The organism is Conyzicola nivalis, from assembly GCF_040548875.1.
In the GTDB taxonomy this organism is placed as follows: domain Bacteria; phylum Actinomycetota; class Actinomycetes; order Actinomycetales; family Microbacteriaceae; genus Conyzicola; species Conyzicola nivalis_A.
The window spans coordinates 729,055-744,997 of record NZ_JBEPSJ010000002.1; the positions used below are offsets into that span (position 1 = coordinate 729,055).

20 protein-coding genes are annotated in these 15,943 nt (G+C 69.5%); 12 read left to right on the forward strand and 8 right to left on the reverse strand.

Annotated elements, in window-relative coordinates:
- Nucleotides 1-6: 6 nt before the first annotated feature.
- Genes ABIE21_RS12255 through pdhA form a run of 3 tightly spaced genes read right to left on the reverse strand, consistent with a single transcriptional unit; the run spans nucleotide 7 to nucleotide 3,382 of the window.
- Nucleotides 7-1,296, reverse strand: a complete 1,290-nt coding sequence (locus tag ABIE21_RS12255; protein WP_354025090.1) for a dihydrolipoamide acetyltransferase family protein — start codon at nucleotides 1,294-1,296, stop codon at nucleotides 7-9.
- Nucleotides 1,284-2,300: an alpha-ketoacid dehydrogenase subunit beta gene (locus tag ABIE21_RS12260; RefSeq protein ID WP_354025091.1), complete on the reverse strand. Its 1,017-nt coding sequence runs from the start codon at nucleotides 2,298-2,300 to the stop codon at nucleotides 1,284-1,286. Before ABIE21_RS12260 ends, ABIE21_RS12255 begins: the two co-directional genes overlap by 13 nt.
- Nucleotides 2,297-3,382, reverse strand: a complete 1,086-nt coding sequence (gene pdhA / locus ABIE21_RS12265) for a pyruvate dehydrogenase (acetyl-transferring) E1 component subunit alpha (RefSeq protein WP_354025092.1) — start codon at nucleotides 3,380-3,382, stop codon at nucleotides 2,297-2,299. Before pdhA ends, ABIE21_RS12260 begins: the two co-directional genes overlap by 4 nt.
- A 153-nt stretch (nucleotides 3,383-3,535) precedes the next feature.
- Between pdhA and ABIE21_RS12270 the strand changes: the two genes are divergently transcribed.
- From ABIE21_RS12270 to ABIE21_RS12280, 3 genes are all read left to right on the forward strand, one after another.
- Nucleotides 3,536-3,976, forward strand: a complete 441-nt coding sequence (locus tag ABIE21_RS12270; RefSeq protein ID WP_354025093.1) for an Lrp/AsnC family transcriptional regulator — start codon at nucleotides 3,536-3,538, stop codon at nucleotides 3,974-3,976.
- Between the two features lie 86 nt (nucleotides 3,977-4,062).
- The gene (locus ABIE21_RS12275; protein ID WP_354025094.1) at nucleotides 4,063-4,812 is read left to right on the forward strand and encodes an enoyl-CoA hydratase/isomerase family protein; all 750 of its coding nucleotides are present in this window, start codon (nucleotides 4,063-4,065) and stop codon (nucleotides 4,810-4,812) included.
- Nucleotides 4,809-5,663 carry a 3-hydroxyacyl-CoA dehydrogenase family protein gene (locus ABIE21_RS12280; protein ID WP_354025095.1) on the forward strand — a complete coding sequence of 285 codons (855 nt, stop codon included), beginning with the start codon at nucleotides 4,809-4,811 and terminating at the stop codon, nucleotides 5,661-5,663. The genes ABIE21_RS12275 and ABIE21_RS12280 overlap by 4 nt, the downstream gene beginning before the upstream one ends.
- On the opposite strand, the gene ABIE21_RS12285 is transcribed toward ABIE21_RS12280, so the two are convergent.
- Nucleotides 5,660-6,058 carry a PaaI family thioesterase gene (locus tag ABIE21_RS12285; RefSeq protein WP_354025096.1) on the reverse strand — a complete coding sequence of 133 codons (399 nt, stop codon included), beginning with the start codon at nucleotides 6,056-6,058 and terminating at the stop codon, nucleotides 5,660-5,662. The genes ABIE21_RS12280 and ABIE21_RS12285 overlap by 4 nt on opposite strands.
- Nucleotides 6,059-6,105: 47 nt before the next feature.
- On the opposite strand from ABIE21_RS12285, the gene paaZ reads away from it, so the two are divergent.
- Nucleotides 6,106-8,172: a phenylacetic acid degradation bifunctional protein PaaZ gene (paaZ, locus tag ABIE21_RS12290; RefSeq protein WP_354025097.1), complete on the forward strand. Its 2,067-nt coding sequence runs from the start codon at nucleotides 6,106-6,108 to the stop codon at nucleotides 8,170-8,172.
- Nucleotides 8,173-8,180: 8 nt separating this feature from the next.
- Here paaZ and ABIE21_RS12295 read toward each other — a convergent pair whose 3' ends face one another.
- The gene (locus tag ABIE21_RS12295) at nucleotides 8,181-8,798 is read right to left on the reverse strand and encodes a TetR/AcrR family transcriptional regulator (protein ID WP_354025098.1); all 618 of its coding nucleotides are present in this window, start codon (nucleotides 8,796-8,798) and stop codon (nucleotides 8,181-8,183) included.
- 127 nt (nucleotides 8,799-8,925) lie between these two features.
- On the opposite strand from ABIE21_RS12295, the gene paaA reads away from it, so the two are divergent.
- The 8 genes from paaA to ABIE21_RS12335 all read left to right on the forward strand — a co-directional run bounded on the left by paaA (nucleotide 8,926) and on the right by ABIE21_RS12335 (nucleotide 14,197).
- Entirely contained in the window at nucleotides 8,926-9,867 is a 942-nt protein-coding gene (paaA, locus tag ABIE21_RS12300; protein ID WP_354025099.1) for a 1,2-phenylacetyl-CoA epoxidase subunit PaaA, read from the forward strand.
- A complete protein-coding gene (paaB, locus tag ABIE21_RS12305; protein WP_354025100.1) occupies nucleotides 9,864-10,172 on the forward strand; it encodes a 1,2-phenylacetyl-CoA epoxidase subunit PaaB in 309 nt (102 codons plus the stop codon). The genes paaA and paaB overlap by 4 nt, the downstream gene beginning before the upstream one ends.
- 11 nt (nucleotides 10,173-10,183) lie before the next feature.
- Nucleotides 10,184-10,975 carry a 1,2-phenylacetyl-CoA epoxidase subunit PaaC gene (paaC, locus tag ABIE21_RS12310; RefSeq protein ID WP_436232332.1) on the forward strand — a complete coding sequence of 264 codons (792 nt, stop codon included), beginning with the start codon at nucleotides 10,184-10,186 and terminating at the stop codon, nucleotides 10,973-10,975.
- Nucleotides 10,969-11,487, forward strand: coding sequence for a 1,2-phenylacetyl-CoA epoxidase subunit PaaD (paaD, locus tag ABIE21_RS12315; RefSeq protein ID WP_354025101.1), 519 nt, complete (start codon nucleotides 10,969-10,971; stop codon nucleotides 11,485-11,487). Before paaC ends, paaD begins: the two co-directional genes overlap by 7 nt.
- Nucleotides 11,487-12,587, forward strand: a complete 1,101-nt coding sequence (gene paaE, locus ABIE21_RS12320) for a 1,2-phenylacetyl-CoA epoxidase subunit PaaE (RefSeq protein ID WP_354025102.1) — start codon at nucleotides 11,487-11,489, stop codon at nucleotides 12,585-12,587. Before paaD ends, paaE begins: the two co-directional genes overlap by 1 nt.
- Before the next feature lie 8 nt (nucleotides 12,588-12,595).
- Nucleotides 12,596-13,375 (forward strand): enoyl-CoA hydratase/isomerase family protein, encoded by a 780-nt coding sequence (locus tag ABIE21_RS12325; protein WP_354025103.1) that lies wholly within the window; start codon nucleotides 12,596-12,598, stop codon nucleotides 13,373-13,375.
- A gap of 11 nt (nucleotides 13,376-13,386) precedes the next feature.
- Nucleotides 13,387-13,770 (forward strand): hydroxyphenylacetyl-CoA thioesterase PaaI, encoded by a 384-nt coding sequence (gene paaI / locus ABIE21_RS12330; protein WP_354025104.1) that lies wholly within the window; start codon nucleotides 13,387-13,389, stop codon nucleotides 13,768-13,770.
- A gap of 280 nt (nucleotides 13,771-14,050) precedes the next feature.
- The gene (locus ABIE21_RS12335) at nucleotides 14,051-14,197 is read left to right on the forward strand and encodes a hypothetical protein (protein ID WP_354025105.1); all 147 of its coding nucleotides are present in this window, start codon (nucleotides 14,051-14,053) and stop codon (nucleotides 14,195-14,197) included.
- A gap of 209 nt (nucleotides 14,198-14,406) precedes the next feature.
- Here ABIE21_RS12335 and ABIE21_RS12340 read toward each other — a convergent pair whose 3' ends face one another.
- Genes ABIE21_RS12340 through ABIE21_RS12350 form a run of 3 tightly spaced genes read right to left on the reverse strand, consistent with a single transcriptional unit; the run spans nucleotide 14,407 to nucleotide 15,798 of the window.
- On the reverse strand, nucleotides 14,407-14,580 hold the full coding sequence (locus tag ABIE21_RS12340; protein ID WP_354025106.1) for a type II toxin-antitoxin system RelE/ParE family toxin: 174 nt from the start codon (nucleotides 14,578-14,580) through the stop codon (nucleotides 14,407-14,409).
- Nucleotides 14,581-14,605: 25 nt separating this feature from the next.
- On the reverse strand, nucleotides 14,606-14,776 hold the full coding sequence (locus tag ABIE21_RS12345; RefSeq protein WP_354025107.1) for a hypothetical protein: 171 nt from the start codon (nucleotides 14,774-14,776) through the stop codon (nucleotides 14,606-14,608).
- Between the two features lie 20 nt (nucleotides 14,777-14,796).
- On the reverse strand, nucleotides 14,797-15,798 hold the full coding sequence (locus ABIE21_RS12350) for a hypothetical protein (protein ID WP_354025108.1): 1,002 nt from the start codon (nucleotides 15,796-15,798) through the stop codon (nucleotides 14,797-14,799).
- Nucleotides 15,799-15,943: the final 145 nt, after the last annotated feature.

Genomic DNA, 15,943 nt, shown 5'->3' on the forward strand with positions numbered 1-15,943 from the left:
TCGCGCTCAGAGTCGCGCGTAGAGAGCGAGCGGGTTCTCGACCGCGGCCACGACCGAACGCAGGAAGCCCGCGGCGTAGCCGCCGTCGCAGACGCGGTGGTCGAAGACGAGCGAGATCTGCATGATGCGCCGCGGCACCACCGCTCCTTCGACGACCCACGGGCGCTCGATCATGCGCCCGAGTCCGAGGATCGCGACCTCCGGGTGGTTGATGATCGCCGCCGACCCGTCGACGCCCAGGCTGCCGTAGTTGTTGAGGGTGAAGGTGGATCCGGTCAGCTGGGCCGGCGACGCCGCGCCGGAACGCGCCGCCTCCGCGAGCCGACGGATCTCCGCGTCGAGGGAGGCGATCGAGTGTCGCTCCGCGTGGCGGAGAACGGGCACCATCAGGCCGCGCGGAGTATCCGCGGCGAAGCCGAGGTTCACGCCGTCGAACTGGATGATCTCGCCGCCGTCGTCGCTCAGCCGGCCGGCGAGAACGGGGTAGTCGGCCAGGGCGATCAGCACGAACTTCGCAACCATCGCCGTGAACGACGGCCGGGAGTCGCCGATCGACTCGCGCAGCGTGTGGAGCTCGGTGGCGTCGACGTCGACCCACACCGTGGCCTCGGGGATCTCCGTGCGGCTGCGGCTCAGCCTCGCTGCCACGGTCTTCCGCAGCATCCCGAGCGGCTCCCGCGATACCACCCGCAGCTCGTTGGTGGAGTCTTCCGTCGCCGCCGACGAGGGCGACACGGCGGCGAGCACGTCGGAGCGGCGGATGACCCCGTCGGGCGCGCTGGGGTGGATGGCTCGCAGGTCGACCCCGCGGCTGCGGGCGAGGCTGCGCACGATGGGCGACCGCACCGGCACCGGCCCTCGAGCGGGATGCGTGGTGCCGGATGCCGCGCCCGACGGAGCACCGGGGGTCGCGGCCGCGACCCGGGCGCGACCGCGACGGCGGCCCGCGCCTCCGCTCTCGCTCGTGCCGTAGCCGATGAGCACGTTGCCGGATCCGGCTCGCTCCTCCGCGCGGTGCGCGTCGAGCTCGACGTCTGTCGGCACCTCGGCGTCCACCTCCATAAACGGGGAGCCGACGTCGAGGGTCTGCCCCTCCTCGCCGTGGAGGGCCGTGACGACGCCGGCGAACGGCGACGGCAGCTCGACGATGCTCTTGGCGGTCTCGACCTCGGCGATCGGCTCGTCGACGGCAACCCTGTCGCCCACGGCGACGATCCACCGCACGAGAGCGGCCTCGGTGAGCCCCTCGCCCAGATCGGGCAGTCGGAAGACCCGGCCCGCCATCAGTCGTCCCACTGCAACGTGTCGACCGCGTCGAGAACACGGTCGACGTCGGGCAGGTAGAAGTGCTCGAGCTTCGGCGGAGCGTACGGCACGTCGAAGCCGGTGACGCGGCGCACCGGCGCCTCGAGCCAGGAGAAGCAACGCTCCGAGATGCGGGCCGCGATCTCCGAGGCGACACTCGCGAAGCCCGGCGCCTCGGCGATGACCACCGCGCGACCCGTCGAGCGCACCGCGGCATCCACCGTCTCGTCGTCGTACGGCGTCAGGCTCCTCAGGTCGACGACCTGCAGGCTGCGCCCCTCCTCTTCGGCGACGGCGGCGGCCTCGAGGGCGATGGGGACGGATGTCCCGTAGGCGACGAGGGTCGCATCCGTGCCCTCGCGCGCGATGCGCGCCCTGCCGATCGGCGTCTCGACCGCGGGGTCGACGGCGCCCTTGGTCCAGTAGAGCTTCTTCGGCTCGAGGAACACGACCGGGTCGGGGCAGCGGATCGCCTCGCGCAGGAGGCTGTAGGCGTCTTGCGGGGTGGCCGGGGCGACGACGGTCAGACCGGGCGTGTGCACGTAGTACGACTCGGAGGAGTCGCAGTGGTGCTCCACTCCGCCGATGCCTCCGGCGTAGGGGATCCGGATGACGATCGGCATGCGCATCGCACCGCGCGTGCGGTTGCCCATCTTCGCGACGTGGCTCACCACCTGCTCGAATGCCGGGTACGCGAAGGCGTCGAACTGCATCTCGACGACGGGAATCAAGCCGTTCATCGCCATGCCGACGGCCGTGCCGACGATGCCGGCCTCGGCGAGGGGCGTGTCGAAGCAGCGGCTCTCGCCGAACCGGGCGGTGAGGCCGTCGGTCACCCGGAACACCCCGCCGAGCACGCCGACGTCTTCGCCGAAGACGAGCACTCTGTCGTCGGCCTGCATGGCGTCGGCGAGCGCGAGGTTGATCGCCCCGGCCATCGTCAGGGTGGTGGCGGCCGCGGGAGTCGCGGCCGGTCGCTCGGAGGTCATGGTCATCGGGCGTCCTCTCGGCTGCGCTCGAGCTCCCCACGCAGCAGCTCGTACTGCTCGTCGAGCTGCGGGTTGCCCGACGCGTACACGTGCTCGAACAGGGCTCGCGGGTCGGGCGCCGTGTCGGCGTTGAGCGCATCCCGCAGCTCGGTCGCTATCGCCTCGGCCTCGTCGGCGATCGCCGTCTCCGCGCTCGCGTCGAGCAGGTTCGCGCGCGTCAGGTGGGCGCGCAGGCGGGTGAGCGGGTCGCGCTCCACCCACTCCTGCACCTCGGAACGCTCGCGGTAGCGGGTGTCGTCGTCGGCGTTGGTGTGGGCCTGCATGCGGTAGGTGTGCGCCTCCACGAGGGTCGGACCGCCGCCGGAACGGGCTCGCGCGACGGCGACCTCGAGCACCGACGCGAGGGCGGCGAGGTCGTTGCCGTCGACGCGCTCTCCCGGCATGCCGTAGCCGATCGCCTTGTGCGCCAGCGACTCGGCCGCGGTCTGCCTCGAGAGCGGCACGGAGATCGCGAATCTGTTGTTCTGCACCAGGAAGACGACGGGAACGCGGAAGACCGCGGCGAAGTTGAGGGCCTCGTGGAAGTCGCCCTCGCTCGTCGCGCCGTCACCGCACATGGCGAGTGCGACCGTGTTCTCGCCTTTCAACACCGCCGCGTGGGCGAAGCCGACGGCGTGCAGCAACTGGGTGGCGAGGGGTGTGGTGAGGGGCGCGACGTTGTGGTCGTAGGGGTCGTAGCCGTTGTGCCAGTCGCCCTTGAGCAGCACCATCGCGTCGGCTGGCCTCACGCCCCTGAGCATCACCGCGACCGAGTCGCGGTAGGTCGGGAAGAGCCAGTCTCCCGCCTCGAGTGCGCCGACGGCAGCGATCTGACACGCCTCCTGCCCGTGTGACGAGGGGTACACGGCGAGACGACCCTGACGCACGAGAGCGTTGCACTGGTCGTTGATCCGGCGGCCGATCACGAGAGACCGGTAGCCGTCGAGCAGCGCCGCCGTCGACGGCGCGGCGTAGCCGTCGTCGTCGCGGACCAGACCTTCAGCGTCGATGAGCTGCACCGGCACGCCCCTGGGAAGCAAGTCGTTCATGAGGTCTCCGTTGATTGCATGGACGCTTTGGTGAAGATCATGCGCTTCCCGGGTCAATTGAGACAGCTTCGACGGCGAACCCTAGATGTATTGCCGTGTTCTGGTGAATACTCGTACAACGCGTATGACCAATCCACCGCCGGAGGTCGCCTGATGCCCATCGAACTGGACGAGCTCGATCGACGAATCCTCGCCGAGCTGCGCCGAGACGGCAGGGCGTCGGTCAGCGCGGTCGCTGCCGCCACCCACATCTCGCGTGCGAACGCCTACACCCGGGTCAACCGCCTCATCGACTCGCAGGTGATCAAGGGTTTCGGCGCCCGCATCGACCCCGTGCTCTCTGGCCAGCACTCGTCGGCCTATGTGACGCTCACCCTCGACCAGGCCTCGTGGCAGGACACCCGCGCGCGCCTCTCCCAGATTCCCGAGGTGAGCCACATCGCTCTCGTGGGCGGCGATTTCGACTGCATCCTGTTGGTGCGCGCCCGCGACAACGGCGACCTGCGGCGTGTCGTGCTCGAGGAGCTGCAGTCGATCCCCGGGGTGAGGTCGTCGAAGACGGCGCTGATCTTCGAGGACTTCGAGACCGTCTGACCGCGCGTGTTGACTTCGTTTCGAGAGCCGTGCCATTCTTACAGAACGAACGGTCAGTAGGTATAGCCAGCGAGGGTGACGGGGCCATGGCAGAGGCATTCACGACGCTCGAGGTGGTCGACGATCGTTCCGACCGCCTGCACGTGCGGCTCGACCGGCCCGAGGTGCGCAACGCCATCGACCGCACCATGGTGCTCGAGCTGCACGACGTATGCGCGGCGCTCGAGGAGACGCCGCGCATCCTCATCATCAGCGGCGGCGACGGGGTGTTCGCGTCGGGCGCCGACATCTCCGAACTGCGGGAACGCACCGCGTCCGACGCGCTGGAAGGCATCAACTCCCGCCTGTTCTCGCGCATCGCGGCACTGCCCATGCCCGTGATCGCGGCGATCGACGGCTGGGCCCTCGGCGGCGGCGCCGAGCTCGCCTACGCCGCCGACTTCCGCATCGCCAGCTCGCGCGCCCGCATCGGCAACCCCGAGACATCCCTCGGCATCATCGCCGCGGCCGGAGGCACCTGGCGCCTTCCCGAGCTCGTCGGCGAGCCGCTGGCGAAGGAGATCCTCCTCGCCGGGCGTGTGCTCGACGCCGAGGAGGCTCTCGCCGTGCGACTGGTCACCGAGGTGCACGAGCCCGACGCCCTCGACGCCGCCGCGCACGCCCTCGCCGACCGCATCGCCGGGCAGGACCCGCTCGCCGTGCGGTTCACCAAGTCGGTGATGCACGCCCCTCGGGCCGAGCACCCTGCCGTCGACGATCGCGCGCAGTCGGTGCTGTTCGCGTCGCCCGAGAAGCACGCGCGGATGACCGCGTTTCTCGAGAGGCGGGCGAAGTGACCGGCGTTCCCGAGGTCGTCGGCGTCGTGGGCGGCGGTCGCATGGGAGCGGGTATCGCGCACGCATTCCTGCTCGCCGGGGCATCCGTCACCGTTCTCGAGCGTGACGCGGATGCCGCGGCCCACGCCCTCGAATCCCTCGGTACCGCGATCGACACCTCCATCGCCCGCGGCACGACGACCGAGCCGCGCGAGGCGTTGCTCGCCCGCGCGACGAGCACCGACTCCGCGGAGGCGCTCGCGGGCGCGATGCTCGTCGTCGAGGCCGTTCCCGAAGACCTCGCCCTCAAGACCGGGATGCTCGAGCGCGTGGAGCGGGTCGTCGGTGCCGACGCCTGGCTCGCCTCGAACACCTCGTCGCTCTCGATCGCGCTGCTCGCCGAGCCGCTTCAGCGCCCGGAGCGCCTGTGCGGGCTGCATTTTTTCAACCCCGTGCCGAGTTCGACGCTCGTCGAGATCGTGCGCGGCCCACGGTCCGCCCCCGAGTTGATCACCCTCGCGCAGCAGTGGACCGCCGCCATCGGCAAGACGCCGGTGACAGTCAACGACTCGCCCGGCTTCGCGAGCTCCCGGCTCGGCGTCGCCGTCGCCCTGGAGGCGATCCGGATGCTCGAGGAGGGCGTCGCCTCGGCCGAGGACATCGACACGGCCATGGTGCTCGGCTACAGGTTCCCGGTCGGGCCCCTGCGCCTCACCGACATGGTCGGCCTCGACGTGCGGCTCGGCATCGCGGACTACCTGCACGGCACGCTCGGAGACCGGTTCGCGCCGCCGAAGCTGCTGCGCACGATGGTCGCCGACGGCAGGCTGGGCCGCAAGAGCGGCGAGGGGTTCTTCGTATGGAACGACTAGCGCCGGTCGACGATGAGGTTGGTGATGCGCACGGTGCACAGCCGCGCCCCCGACTCGTCGGTCACGACCACCTCGTGACTGGTGATCGTGTTGCCGAGCTGCAGCGCCGTCGCGGTGCCCGTCACGATGCCTGCGCGGACGCCGCGATGGTGGGTTCCGCTGATGTCGAGGCCGACCGCGGTCTTGCCCAGTGTGCTCGCGTGGATGACGGCGGCCCACGAGCCGAGGGCTTCGCCGAGCACCATGGATGCACCGCCGTGAAGGGCACCGAACGACTGGGTGTTGCCGATCACCGGCATCGTCGCGACCACCCGCTGCGCCGACTGCTCGAGGATCTCGATCCCCATCTTGCGGTCGAGCTCGCCGAGTTCGATGGTCCAGGGTGCATGCGTCATGCCCGTCAGTGTATTGACCGAACAGCGAAAGCAGAGAGCAGAAGCCGATGACCTCCACCATGACCGACACGCGAGTACTGCCGAGCTACGTCCTGGGCGACTGGTGGGACCCGCAGACCGGCACCCCGACCCGCGACGCCTCCACCGGCGAGGTACTCGCCCTGGTCGGCAGCGACGGCATCGACCTGGCCGGCGCCGTCGACTTCGCCCGCACCGTCGGGCAGCACAGCCTCGGCGAGCTCACCTTCCACCAGCGCGCGCTCCTGCTGAAGTCGCTCGCCGTGGCGCTCACCGCCGCCAAAGACGACCTGTACGCGGTGAGCGGCCGTACCGGCGCGACCCCACGCGACTCGCTCGTCGACGTCGACGGCGGCATCGGCGTGCTCTTCACCTACTCCTCGAAGGGGCGGCGCGAACTGCCGAACACCCGAACGCGCATCGTCGACGGGCCCGCGGAGAACCTCTCGAAGGACGGCAGCTTCGGCGGCCAGCACGTCTACGAACGCATCCCCGGGGTGGCCGTGCAGGTGAACGCCTTCAACTTCCCCGTCTGGGGCATGCTCGAGAAGTTCGCGCCGGCCTTCCTCGCCGGTGTTCCCACCATCGTCAAGCCGGCGACGCCGACCGCTCTGCTCACCGAGGCGGCAGTGCGCGTGATGGTCGACTCGGGCCTGCTGCCGGCCGGTTCGCTGCAGCTCGTCTGCGGCGGCGCCCGCGACCTCCTCGACCTGCTCGACGTGCGCGACCACGTCGCGTTCACCGGTTCGGCGAGCACGGCACAGTCGCTCGCGGTGCACTCCAACGTCATCCGCCGCGGCCTGACGATCACGTGCGAGACCGACTCCCTCAACGCCGCGATCCTCGGCCCGGACGTCACGCCGGACGCCCCCGAGTTCGCGGCGTTCGTCGCCTCGGTCGTCACCGAGATGACCAGCAAGGCCGGCCAGAAGTGCACGAGCATCCGCCGCGTCATCGTGCCCCGCGGCGTCGCAGACGAGGTCGTCGCCGCGATCGGCGACCGGATCGAAGCCCGCACCGTGGTGGGCGACCCGCGTGCCGAGGGCGTGACCATGGGACCGTTGGCCAGCTCCGAGCAGCGCGACGAGGTGCGCCGCAGCGTCGAGCGCCTCGTTTCAGGCGGCGGCCGGATCGTGCTCGGCGGCCTCGACGATCCCCAGGTGCGCCACGACGACGGCACGACCGGGCCCGCCCCCGACGGTGCTTTCCTCGCCCCCGTGCTGCTGCGTTTCGACGACGCGGAGGCACACGCCGTGCACGAGATCGAGGCCTTCGGACCGGTGGCCTCGCTCATCGCCTACGACACCGTCGCCGAGGCCGTGCACCTCGCCAACCGCGGCGGCGGCTCGCTGGTCGCGACCGTCTGCAGCTACGACGCCGAGACCGTGTCGGCACTGGTCGACGGCATCGCCCCGTTCCACGGCCGCATCCTCGTGCTCGACCGCGACGACGCGCGCAGCTCCACGGGCCACGGCTCGCCCGTCCCCCACCTGGTGCACGGAGGCCCCGGCCGGGCCGGCGGCAGCGAGGAGCTCGGCGGCATCCGCGCGGTCAAGCACCACATGCGGCGCCTCGCCCTGCAGGGCACGCCGAACGTGCTCACCGGCCTGACCGGCGAGTGGCGCACCGGCGCGGACACCGCCACGGGCGAGCATCCGTTCCGTAGGCCGCTGTCGCGACTGCGGCTGGGCGACTCGGTGCAGTCGGAGGAGCGCGTGATCACCCTCGACGACATCGCGCACTTCGCCGAGTTCACGGGCGACACGTTCTACGCGCACACCGACGAGGAGGCCGCCGCGGCCAACCCGTTCTTCCCCGGCCGGGTCGCTCACGGCTACCTGCTGCTCTCCTGGGCCGCAGGCCTCTTCGTCGACCCCGCACCGGGCCCGGTGCTCGCCAACTACGGGCTCGAGAACCTGCGCTTCGTCACACCGGTGTCGCCCGGCGACCTGGTCAAGGTGCGGCTGACCGCCAAGCGGATCACACCGAGAGAGACGGATGACTACGGCGAGGTGTCGTGGGACGCGCTGCTCACCAACCAGCGCGACGAGGTGGTGGCCACCTACGACGTGCTCACCCTCGTGGCGAAGGAGTAGCACGCCGGCTATGCGCGGGCGACGCCGTCGAACGCGACGGAGATGACGTCGTCTGCGAGCTGGTCGGGCGTCAGTGGTCCACCCGGCCGGTACCACTCGACGATCGAGTTGATCATGCCGAAGAGCAGCCTCGTGGTGGTGCGGGCGTCGATGTCGGCCCGCAGGCTGCCCTCGTCGCGCGCCTCGTCCACGAGCCGTGCGACGGCGTGGTCGAACTCGCGCCTGCGTTCGAGGGCCTCCCGCTCGACCGCGGAGTTGCCGCGCAGCCGCAGCAGCAGGGTCACGTACGGCAGGTCGTCGACGAGCACACGCACGGCGCCGCGCACGACGAATCGCAGCCGGGCGTCGGCCTTGCCGGTCGTCGCGCCCTCCTGCTCGAGCACGCGCTCCAGCTCGCCCAGAGCGCGGTCGAGCGCGAGGCGCAGCAGGTCTTCCTTGCTGGTCACGTGGTAGTAGATCGCCGACTTGCTCGTACCCAGCCGCTCGGCCAGGACGCCCATCGACGTGGCCTCGTAGCCGAACTCGTTGAAGGCAGCCGTCGCGATGTCGAGCACCGCCGCGAGGTCGTACGGATCGCGGCCCGCGCGACCGTTGCCGCCCCGACGCTCGCCAGTCGCGCTAGTCATCCGTGCCCCTCCGCCCGTGGTCTTCCGACACTACCCGACGCCTTGAAAAGCCTATCCGCCCGCTGGTACAGTCTACTGAACGGACGGTAAGTAATCGGGAGGCGTTGTGGCCGAGTCGACGGAGACTATGGACGACGATGCGGGTGCCGCGCGCTTCGCGGAGCTGCTCGCGAACGAGCACCGGGTCGAACCTACCGACTGGATGCCCGAGGGCTACCGCAAGACCCTCATCCGGCAGATCTCCCAGCACGCGCACTCGGAGATCATCGGCATGCAGCCCGAGGGCAACTGGATCACGCGGGCGCCTAGCCTGAAGCGCAAGGCGATCCTCATGGCCAAGGTGCAAGACGAGGCCGGCCACGGACTCTACCTCTATTCCGCCGCCCAGACCCTCGGCATCGAACGCGAGACGATGTTCGATCAGCTGATCACCGGCAAGGCCAAGTACTCGTCGATCTTCAACTACACGACACCCACCTGGGCAGATATGGGATCGATCGGCTGGCTCGTCGACGGCGCCGCAATCTGCAACCAGGTGCCCCTGTGCCGGGCGTCGTACGGGCCGTACGGCCGGGCCATGGTGCGCATCTGCAAGGAGGAGTCGTTTCACCAGCGCCAGGGGTTCGAGATCCTGCTGCAGCTCATGCGCGGCACCGACGCGCAGCGGGCGATGGCGCAGGAGTCGGTGAATCGCTGGTACGCCCCGGCGCTCATGATGTTCGGCCCGCCCGACGACGACTCGCCCAACTCGAAGCAGAGCATGGCCTGGAACATCAAACGCTTCAGCAACGACGACCTTCGGCAACGATTCGTCGACATGCTCGTGCCGCAGGCCGAGATTCTCGGGATCACCCTGCCCGATCCCGACATCGCCTGGAACGAGGGACGCGGGCACTATGACTTCGGCGAGCTCGACTGGGCAGAGTTCCACGAGGTGCTCGCCGGGCGCGGGCCCGCCAACGCGATCCGCGTGGCCCGCCGGCGCACCGCGCACGAGGAGGGCGCCTGGGTGCGCGAGGCCGCCCGCGCCTACGCCGACGCCCGATCGACCGAGAGGATCGCGTCATGACCAGCCCCGGCGACTCCGGCGGCAGGGAGACCTGGCCGCTCTGGGAGGTCTTCGTGCGATCATCCCGGGGGCTCTCACACGTGCACGCCGGGTCGCTCCATGCGCCCGACGAGATCATGGCCGTGCGCAACGCCCGCGACCTCTACACCCGCCGCGCCGAGGGAGTCTCGATCTGGGTCGTGCCCGCCTCGGCGATCACGGCCTCCGACCCCGATGCGCGCGGCACCTTCTTCGAGTCGCCGCAGGGCAAGGAGTACCGTCACGCCACGTACTACACCGAGTCGGAGGCGGTGCCGCACCTGTGAAGACCAGCCACGTGAAATCGACCGCTATCACCCCGGAGTCGATCGTCGAGGCCGGAGCTATCGCCCCGGGCCCGGTGGCCGATTACGCCCTGGGACTGGGAGACGATGCCCTCGTGCTCGCCCAGCGTCTCGGCGAGTGGATCGCGCACGCGCCCGAGCTCGAGGAAGACGTCGCGCTCGGAAACATCGCCCTCGACCAGCTGGGCCACGCGCGCAGCATGCTCACCTACGCGGGTTCCGCGTGGGGAAAGACGGAAGACGAACTCGCCTACTTCCGCGGCGAATCGGAGTTCCGCAACCGGCAGCTGTTCGAGCGGCCGAACGGCGATTTCGCCGTGACAATCGCCCGCCAGCTGGTGGCGTCGGTCTACTTCGACTCCCTCTACACCGCCCTCGCCGACTCCACAGACCCGACCCTCGCCGCCATCGCCGCGAAGGCCGTCAAGGAGGTCGACTACCACCTCGACCACAGCGTGCAGTGGCTGCTGCGGCTCGGGCGCGGAACCGAGCTGTCTCACGAGCGCATGCAGCGCGGACTCGAGACCATCTGGCCGTTCGTCGGCGAGCTGTACAGCGCCGACCCGTTTGCCGAGGGGCTCGACGGCGTCGCGGTCGACCCGCGCACACTCCAGGCGCGATTCGACGACGTCGTGCCGCGACTCATCGCCGACGCCTCGCTCACCCTTCCCGCCATCCCGTTCGCCCGGGGCGGCGGCCGTGACGGGCGCCACTCCGAGTCGATGGGCCCGCTCCTGGCCGAGATGCAGGTGCTCGCGCGCGCCCATCCGGGTGCGAAATGGTGACCGTCGAGCGGGTCGCCCGTCCGCGCCCCGACGACGCGGTCGAACGGCAGATCTGGGATGTCGCGGCGACGGTCGTCGACCCCGAGGTGCCCGTGCTCACCATCGAAGACCTCGGCGTGCTGCGCTCGGTGCGGCTGGCCGACGACGGGATCGTCGTGCAGATAACTCCGACATACTCCGGATGCCCCGCCGTCGACGCCATCCGCGACGACATAGTCTCCGCGCTGTCCGCCGCCGGGCACCCCCCGGCGCGCGTCGAGGTGGTGCTGGCCCCGGCCTGGACCACCGACTGGATGAGCGAATCCGGCCGCGACAAGCTCGAGCGGTACGGCATCGCCCCTCCCGCCCCCCGCCGCGCCGACGGTGTCATCCGCCTCGGCCTCGGGGTGCGGTGCCCGAACTGCGGATCGCTGCACACGCGCGAGGCCTCCCGCTTCGGCTCGACCTCGTGCAAGGCCCTCTACGTGTGCCAGCGCTGCCAGGAGCCCTTCGACTACTTCAAGGAACACTGATGGCGACGAGCACCCGGCGCCGGGCCAGCTTCCACGACCTGACCGTCTCCGGGGTGCGCCCGCTCACCGACGATGCCATCGAGGTCACCTTCGCGGTGCCCGACGAGCTCGTCGACGAGTACGACTACGCGCCCGGCCAGTACATCGCGCTGCGCACGACGGTCGAGGGCGAAGACGTGCGCCGCAGCTATTCGATCTGCCAGGCACCCGTGACGGGCGAGCTGAAGGTGGGCATCAAGCGTGACCTCGGCGGGCTGTTCTCCACCTGGGCGGTCGAGAACCTGCGGCCCGGGATGCGGCTCTCGGTCATGGTGCCAGAGGGCGGGTTCGTCTCGCAGCTCGTCGCCGGGCCGGCGCACTACGTCGCCATCGCCGCCGGATCCGGCATCACGCCGGCCATCGCGCTCATCGAGGGCGCACTGCGCGAGCATCCGCTCAACCGTTTCTCGCTCGTCTACTCCAACCGCACGGCGATGGACACGATGTTCGTCGACGAGCTCGCCGACCTGAAGGACCGCTACCCGTCGCGGCTCGCGCTGTACCACGTGCTAACGCGAGAGCAGCGGAGCTCGGAGCTGCTCTCGGGCCGGCTCGACGCCGAGAAGCTCGACGCGATACTCGACCGGCTCATCGCACCGGACGCGGTCGACGAGTGGTTCGTCTGCGGCCCCTTCGACCTGGTGCAGCTCGTGCGCGACACCCTCGCCGACCGGGGGGTGCCGGCCGCCGCCATCCGTTTCGAGCTGTTCAGCACCGGGCGCCCGGAGGGTCTCGCCGGCCAGACCGGCCGCCCCGTCGTCGTCGAGGCCGGGCAGGACGTGCACACGGTGCGCTTCACGCTCGACGGCACCACGGCGACGGTCACCACGCCGGTGCACAGCAACGAGAGCATCCTCAACGCCGCCCTGCGGGTTCGCGGCGACGTACCGTTCGCCTGCGCGGGCGGGGTCTGCGGCACCTGTCGCGCGACCGTGGTCTCGGGCTCGGTGAACATGGTCGAGAACTACGCGCTCGAGCCGGAGGAGGTCGCGCGAGGGTACGTGCTCACCTGCCAGTCCATACCGACGAGCGAGTTCGTCGACGTCAACTACGACAGCTAGGAGCCGCCATGACCATCGACCTCACGATCGACGGCGCCGTCGGCGAGATCGTCTTGAACGACCCGGCCAAGCTCAACGCTCTCGACGAGACCGCGCTCGGCGAGCTCGCCGAGGCCTACGCCGAAGCCGCCGCTGCGCGGGTGGGCGCGGTGCTGCTGCGAGGGGAGGGACGCGCGTTCTGCGCCGGCCGCGACATCTCGCACGTCGACCCCGCCACCGACGACGCCACCGGCTACCTCGCCGGGGTGGTCACACCCGTGCTGCGGCAGATCGACGGGTTTCCGGCACCGACGTTCGCCATGGCAACGGGCGCGTGCCTCGGCGTCGGGCTCGGGCTGCTCATCGCGAGCGACGTCGTCTACGTCGCCGACACCGCGAAGATCGGGTCGCCCTTCGCGAACCTCGGCGCGACCCTCGACTCCGGCGGCCACGCCCTCTTCTTCGAACGGCTCGGCGCGCACCGCACCCTCGACCTCGTCTACACCGGCGAGCTGATGAGCGGCGCCGAGGCGGTCGCCGCGGGGCTGTTCAGCCGCGTCGTGCCCGCCGCCGAGCTGCTCGACTTCACCCGCGAACGCGTGCACCGGGTATCGCTCGGGGCCACCGAGGCGTTCCGCGCGAGCAAGGCGCTCGTGCACGAGCTGCGCGACGAGCGCCTCGGCCTGTGGGATTCGATCGACCACGAGAACGTCGCACAGGGCGAGCTCTGTTCGACCGACGACTACCGGGAGGGTTTCGCCGCGTTCCAGCAGAAACGTGCGCCGGTGTTCGGTGCGGCCCGGTTGTGACTCCCCGTGAGATGTTCGAGCGGGACGCGGCATCCGCGGCTCTCGGCATGCGGCTCGTCGACCTCGGGCCACAGCGCGCGGTCGTGACGATGACCGTGCGCGACGACATGCTCAACGGCTTCGCGGTCGCCCACGGCGGCATCGTCTTCGCGGTGGCCGACACCGCCTTCGCCATGGCCTGCAACGACGGCACGGCGGTGACCCTCTCCGCCGGGGCCGACATCAGCTTCTTGCGGCCGGTGCGCGCGGGCCAGGTGCTCACGGCGAGCGCGGTCGTACGCTCGGATATTGGGCGCAGCGGCCTCTACGACGTCACCGTGACCGACGAGACGGGCGCCGCGGTGGCGGAGTTCCGCGGTCGGAGCCGGCGGACGAGCCTGGACGCGCCGGCGTAACCACGCGCGGAACACCCATCCCAGACCACGCTCACACGGTACGTCGTTCCCATGGCGAAGAGGGAGTCGCCCCGGTCATGAGACTTTCGCGCCGGCGCCTTCGGGCGCAATTCCCCGTCGGCGTCGCAGGAGTGCTACGGCCCCCGTCAGCGCCAGACCCGCGGCTCCCACCGCACAGACCCACAAGCCCGCGTACGTGCCGTAGACGATCCAGCCGGGTGCGTATTGCGGCTGCAGGCCCTGGTCCTCTCGGATCCGGTACTGCACCCCGGAGATGACCGTGAAGACTGATCTGTTCGTTTACGGCCCGCACGTACGCGCTATTGATGGGCGACTCTCGGCCGTCGATGATGAACTGCGCGACGTCACGCAGGTCCTCGAGCAGAGCCAGGTCAGCGCGAGAGGTGATTCCTTCGATGCTGCCTGAGCGCAGGAAGTTCTCTGTATGGAGGCGGCTCGCACGTAGTCCGTCGAACGTCTTGCCCGCGGAATAGACGACTTCTGCGAGATTGGCGACGGTGAGGACGGTGGTCGCGGCAGCACCCGCAAGGATCGGCGGCGTGCGCTTATGTGCGTCGAGCATCACGGCCTCCTCGTGTTCGCTGATATGTGGAGGTTAGTGCTGTCGTCGCACTTCTACTTGTAGACCTCACGGTGGGCCACGCGGACCACGGTCACGACGAGCACATCGTCGAGGACCTCGTACAGCACGCGGCAGTCGCCGATCCGGATCCGCCAGGCGTCGCCCTCGCCGACGAGCTTCTCGACCGCCTCCTCGACGACGAAAGACGCACGGCCGCGTTGTTGCAATGCGCCCGTGCGCCTTTATGCCGAGCTACTTAGATCGTCGTCCGAACGGCCAAACAAGAATGGCGAGCACGGCCACGACCATGATCGTGGCGGCCAAGAACGCGTCGACCTTGAAGAAGAACAGAATCAAGTAGACCGCAACCACCGCGATAGCGCGGACTACGTCCGCAATCCACTGCCCGGCGGTCTTCTTCACTGGGGAACTTCCGTTTCCTTCTAGCAATTCTCGCTCCTTATCCCGCCTGCGAGAAACTGCGCTACGGCCGGGAAGGAGAAGGTGAAGGCCAAGCACTTTCCCGGAGTGTTGTATGCGCTGTTGATCGCGGTGATGCCCGCCGTGAATGCGACGGCGACAGCCGCTTTACAGGCTACGCCCAACGGTCCGCCGGCTGACTTGCACATGTCAGCGGCTATGACGGCCGCGCCAGCTCCACTAGCGGCGAGGGCGCCCGCTGACCGCGTCTCGGCTCGCGTGTACTTGAAGCATTGAGCTGGGTACCATCCGCCGAGGGTGCAGTACGAGACGGCCGGATCGGCGACTACGGGGTAGGCCACTCCCGCACGGTCGTGCTCCACGACCTGCACCAGGGCGGAGCCGCGGATTTCAAAGTGGGTCGCGACACTCTCGCCGTTGGCATCAGCCGCCCACGGTGCGCTGATGAAGCCAGCCGAGATCGTCTGTCCTTCCGCATCTGACCGTCCGAGGAAGACAGAGCCATCTTCGTTGATTACGGGAGTGACGTTGGAAGACAGCTGGAAGCTGTACTCGGTGTCTGCGCTCGAGTCGCGGATGATGGTCTGGATCCTCACCCCGCCGTCGAACGACTGGACGGCGATGTCGGTCGCGAGAGCGGAGTCGTTTTTGTACACCGCGGTCCCGTCCTCGGCTACGACCGCGTCGCTGTGGGCAGACGTAGCCGGCAGCCCGATTGTCACGGCCTCGAGGCCGCCCGAGCTGGGAAGCTCGACGCTTCCTTCTGCGGAGACCGGGAGGATCGCGTCAGCGTTGGACACGGGCGTGGGCGCCGAGTCGAACTGAGGAGTCGTAACCTCCAGCGACGGCGCGACGGCGGCGACCTCTGCAGCGACCTCGTCGGCGTCGCTCTGCCCGTCTTGGGCGTGGGCGACACCCACGCTTGCCAGGACCATGGATGCGGAGAGCAGGGCGATCGCGGCGAGCCGCGGTTTGTACCCTGTGTGAATTCGTCGTTGAATCATGAGGCTTCCCTTTCGGACCGACAGCGTTTCCCCCCGTCATGCCGAACCTAGCAGCGACTCGAGCAGAAGTCAGGTTAAATCTGAGGAAATCTTTTATAAAACAAACTGTCTCATCGGAGGCCCTGCTCGACCGTCAACAATGCCG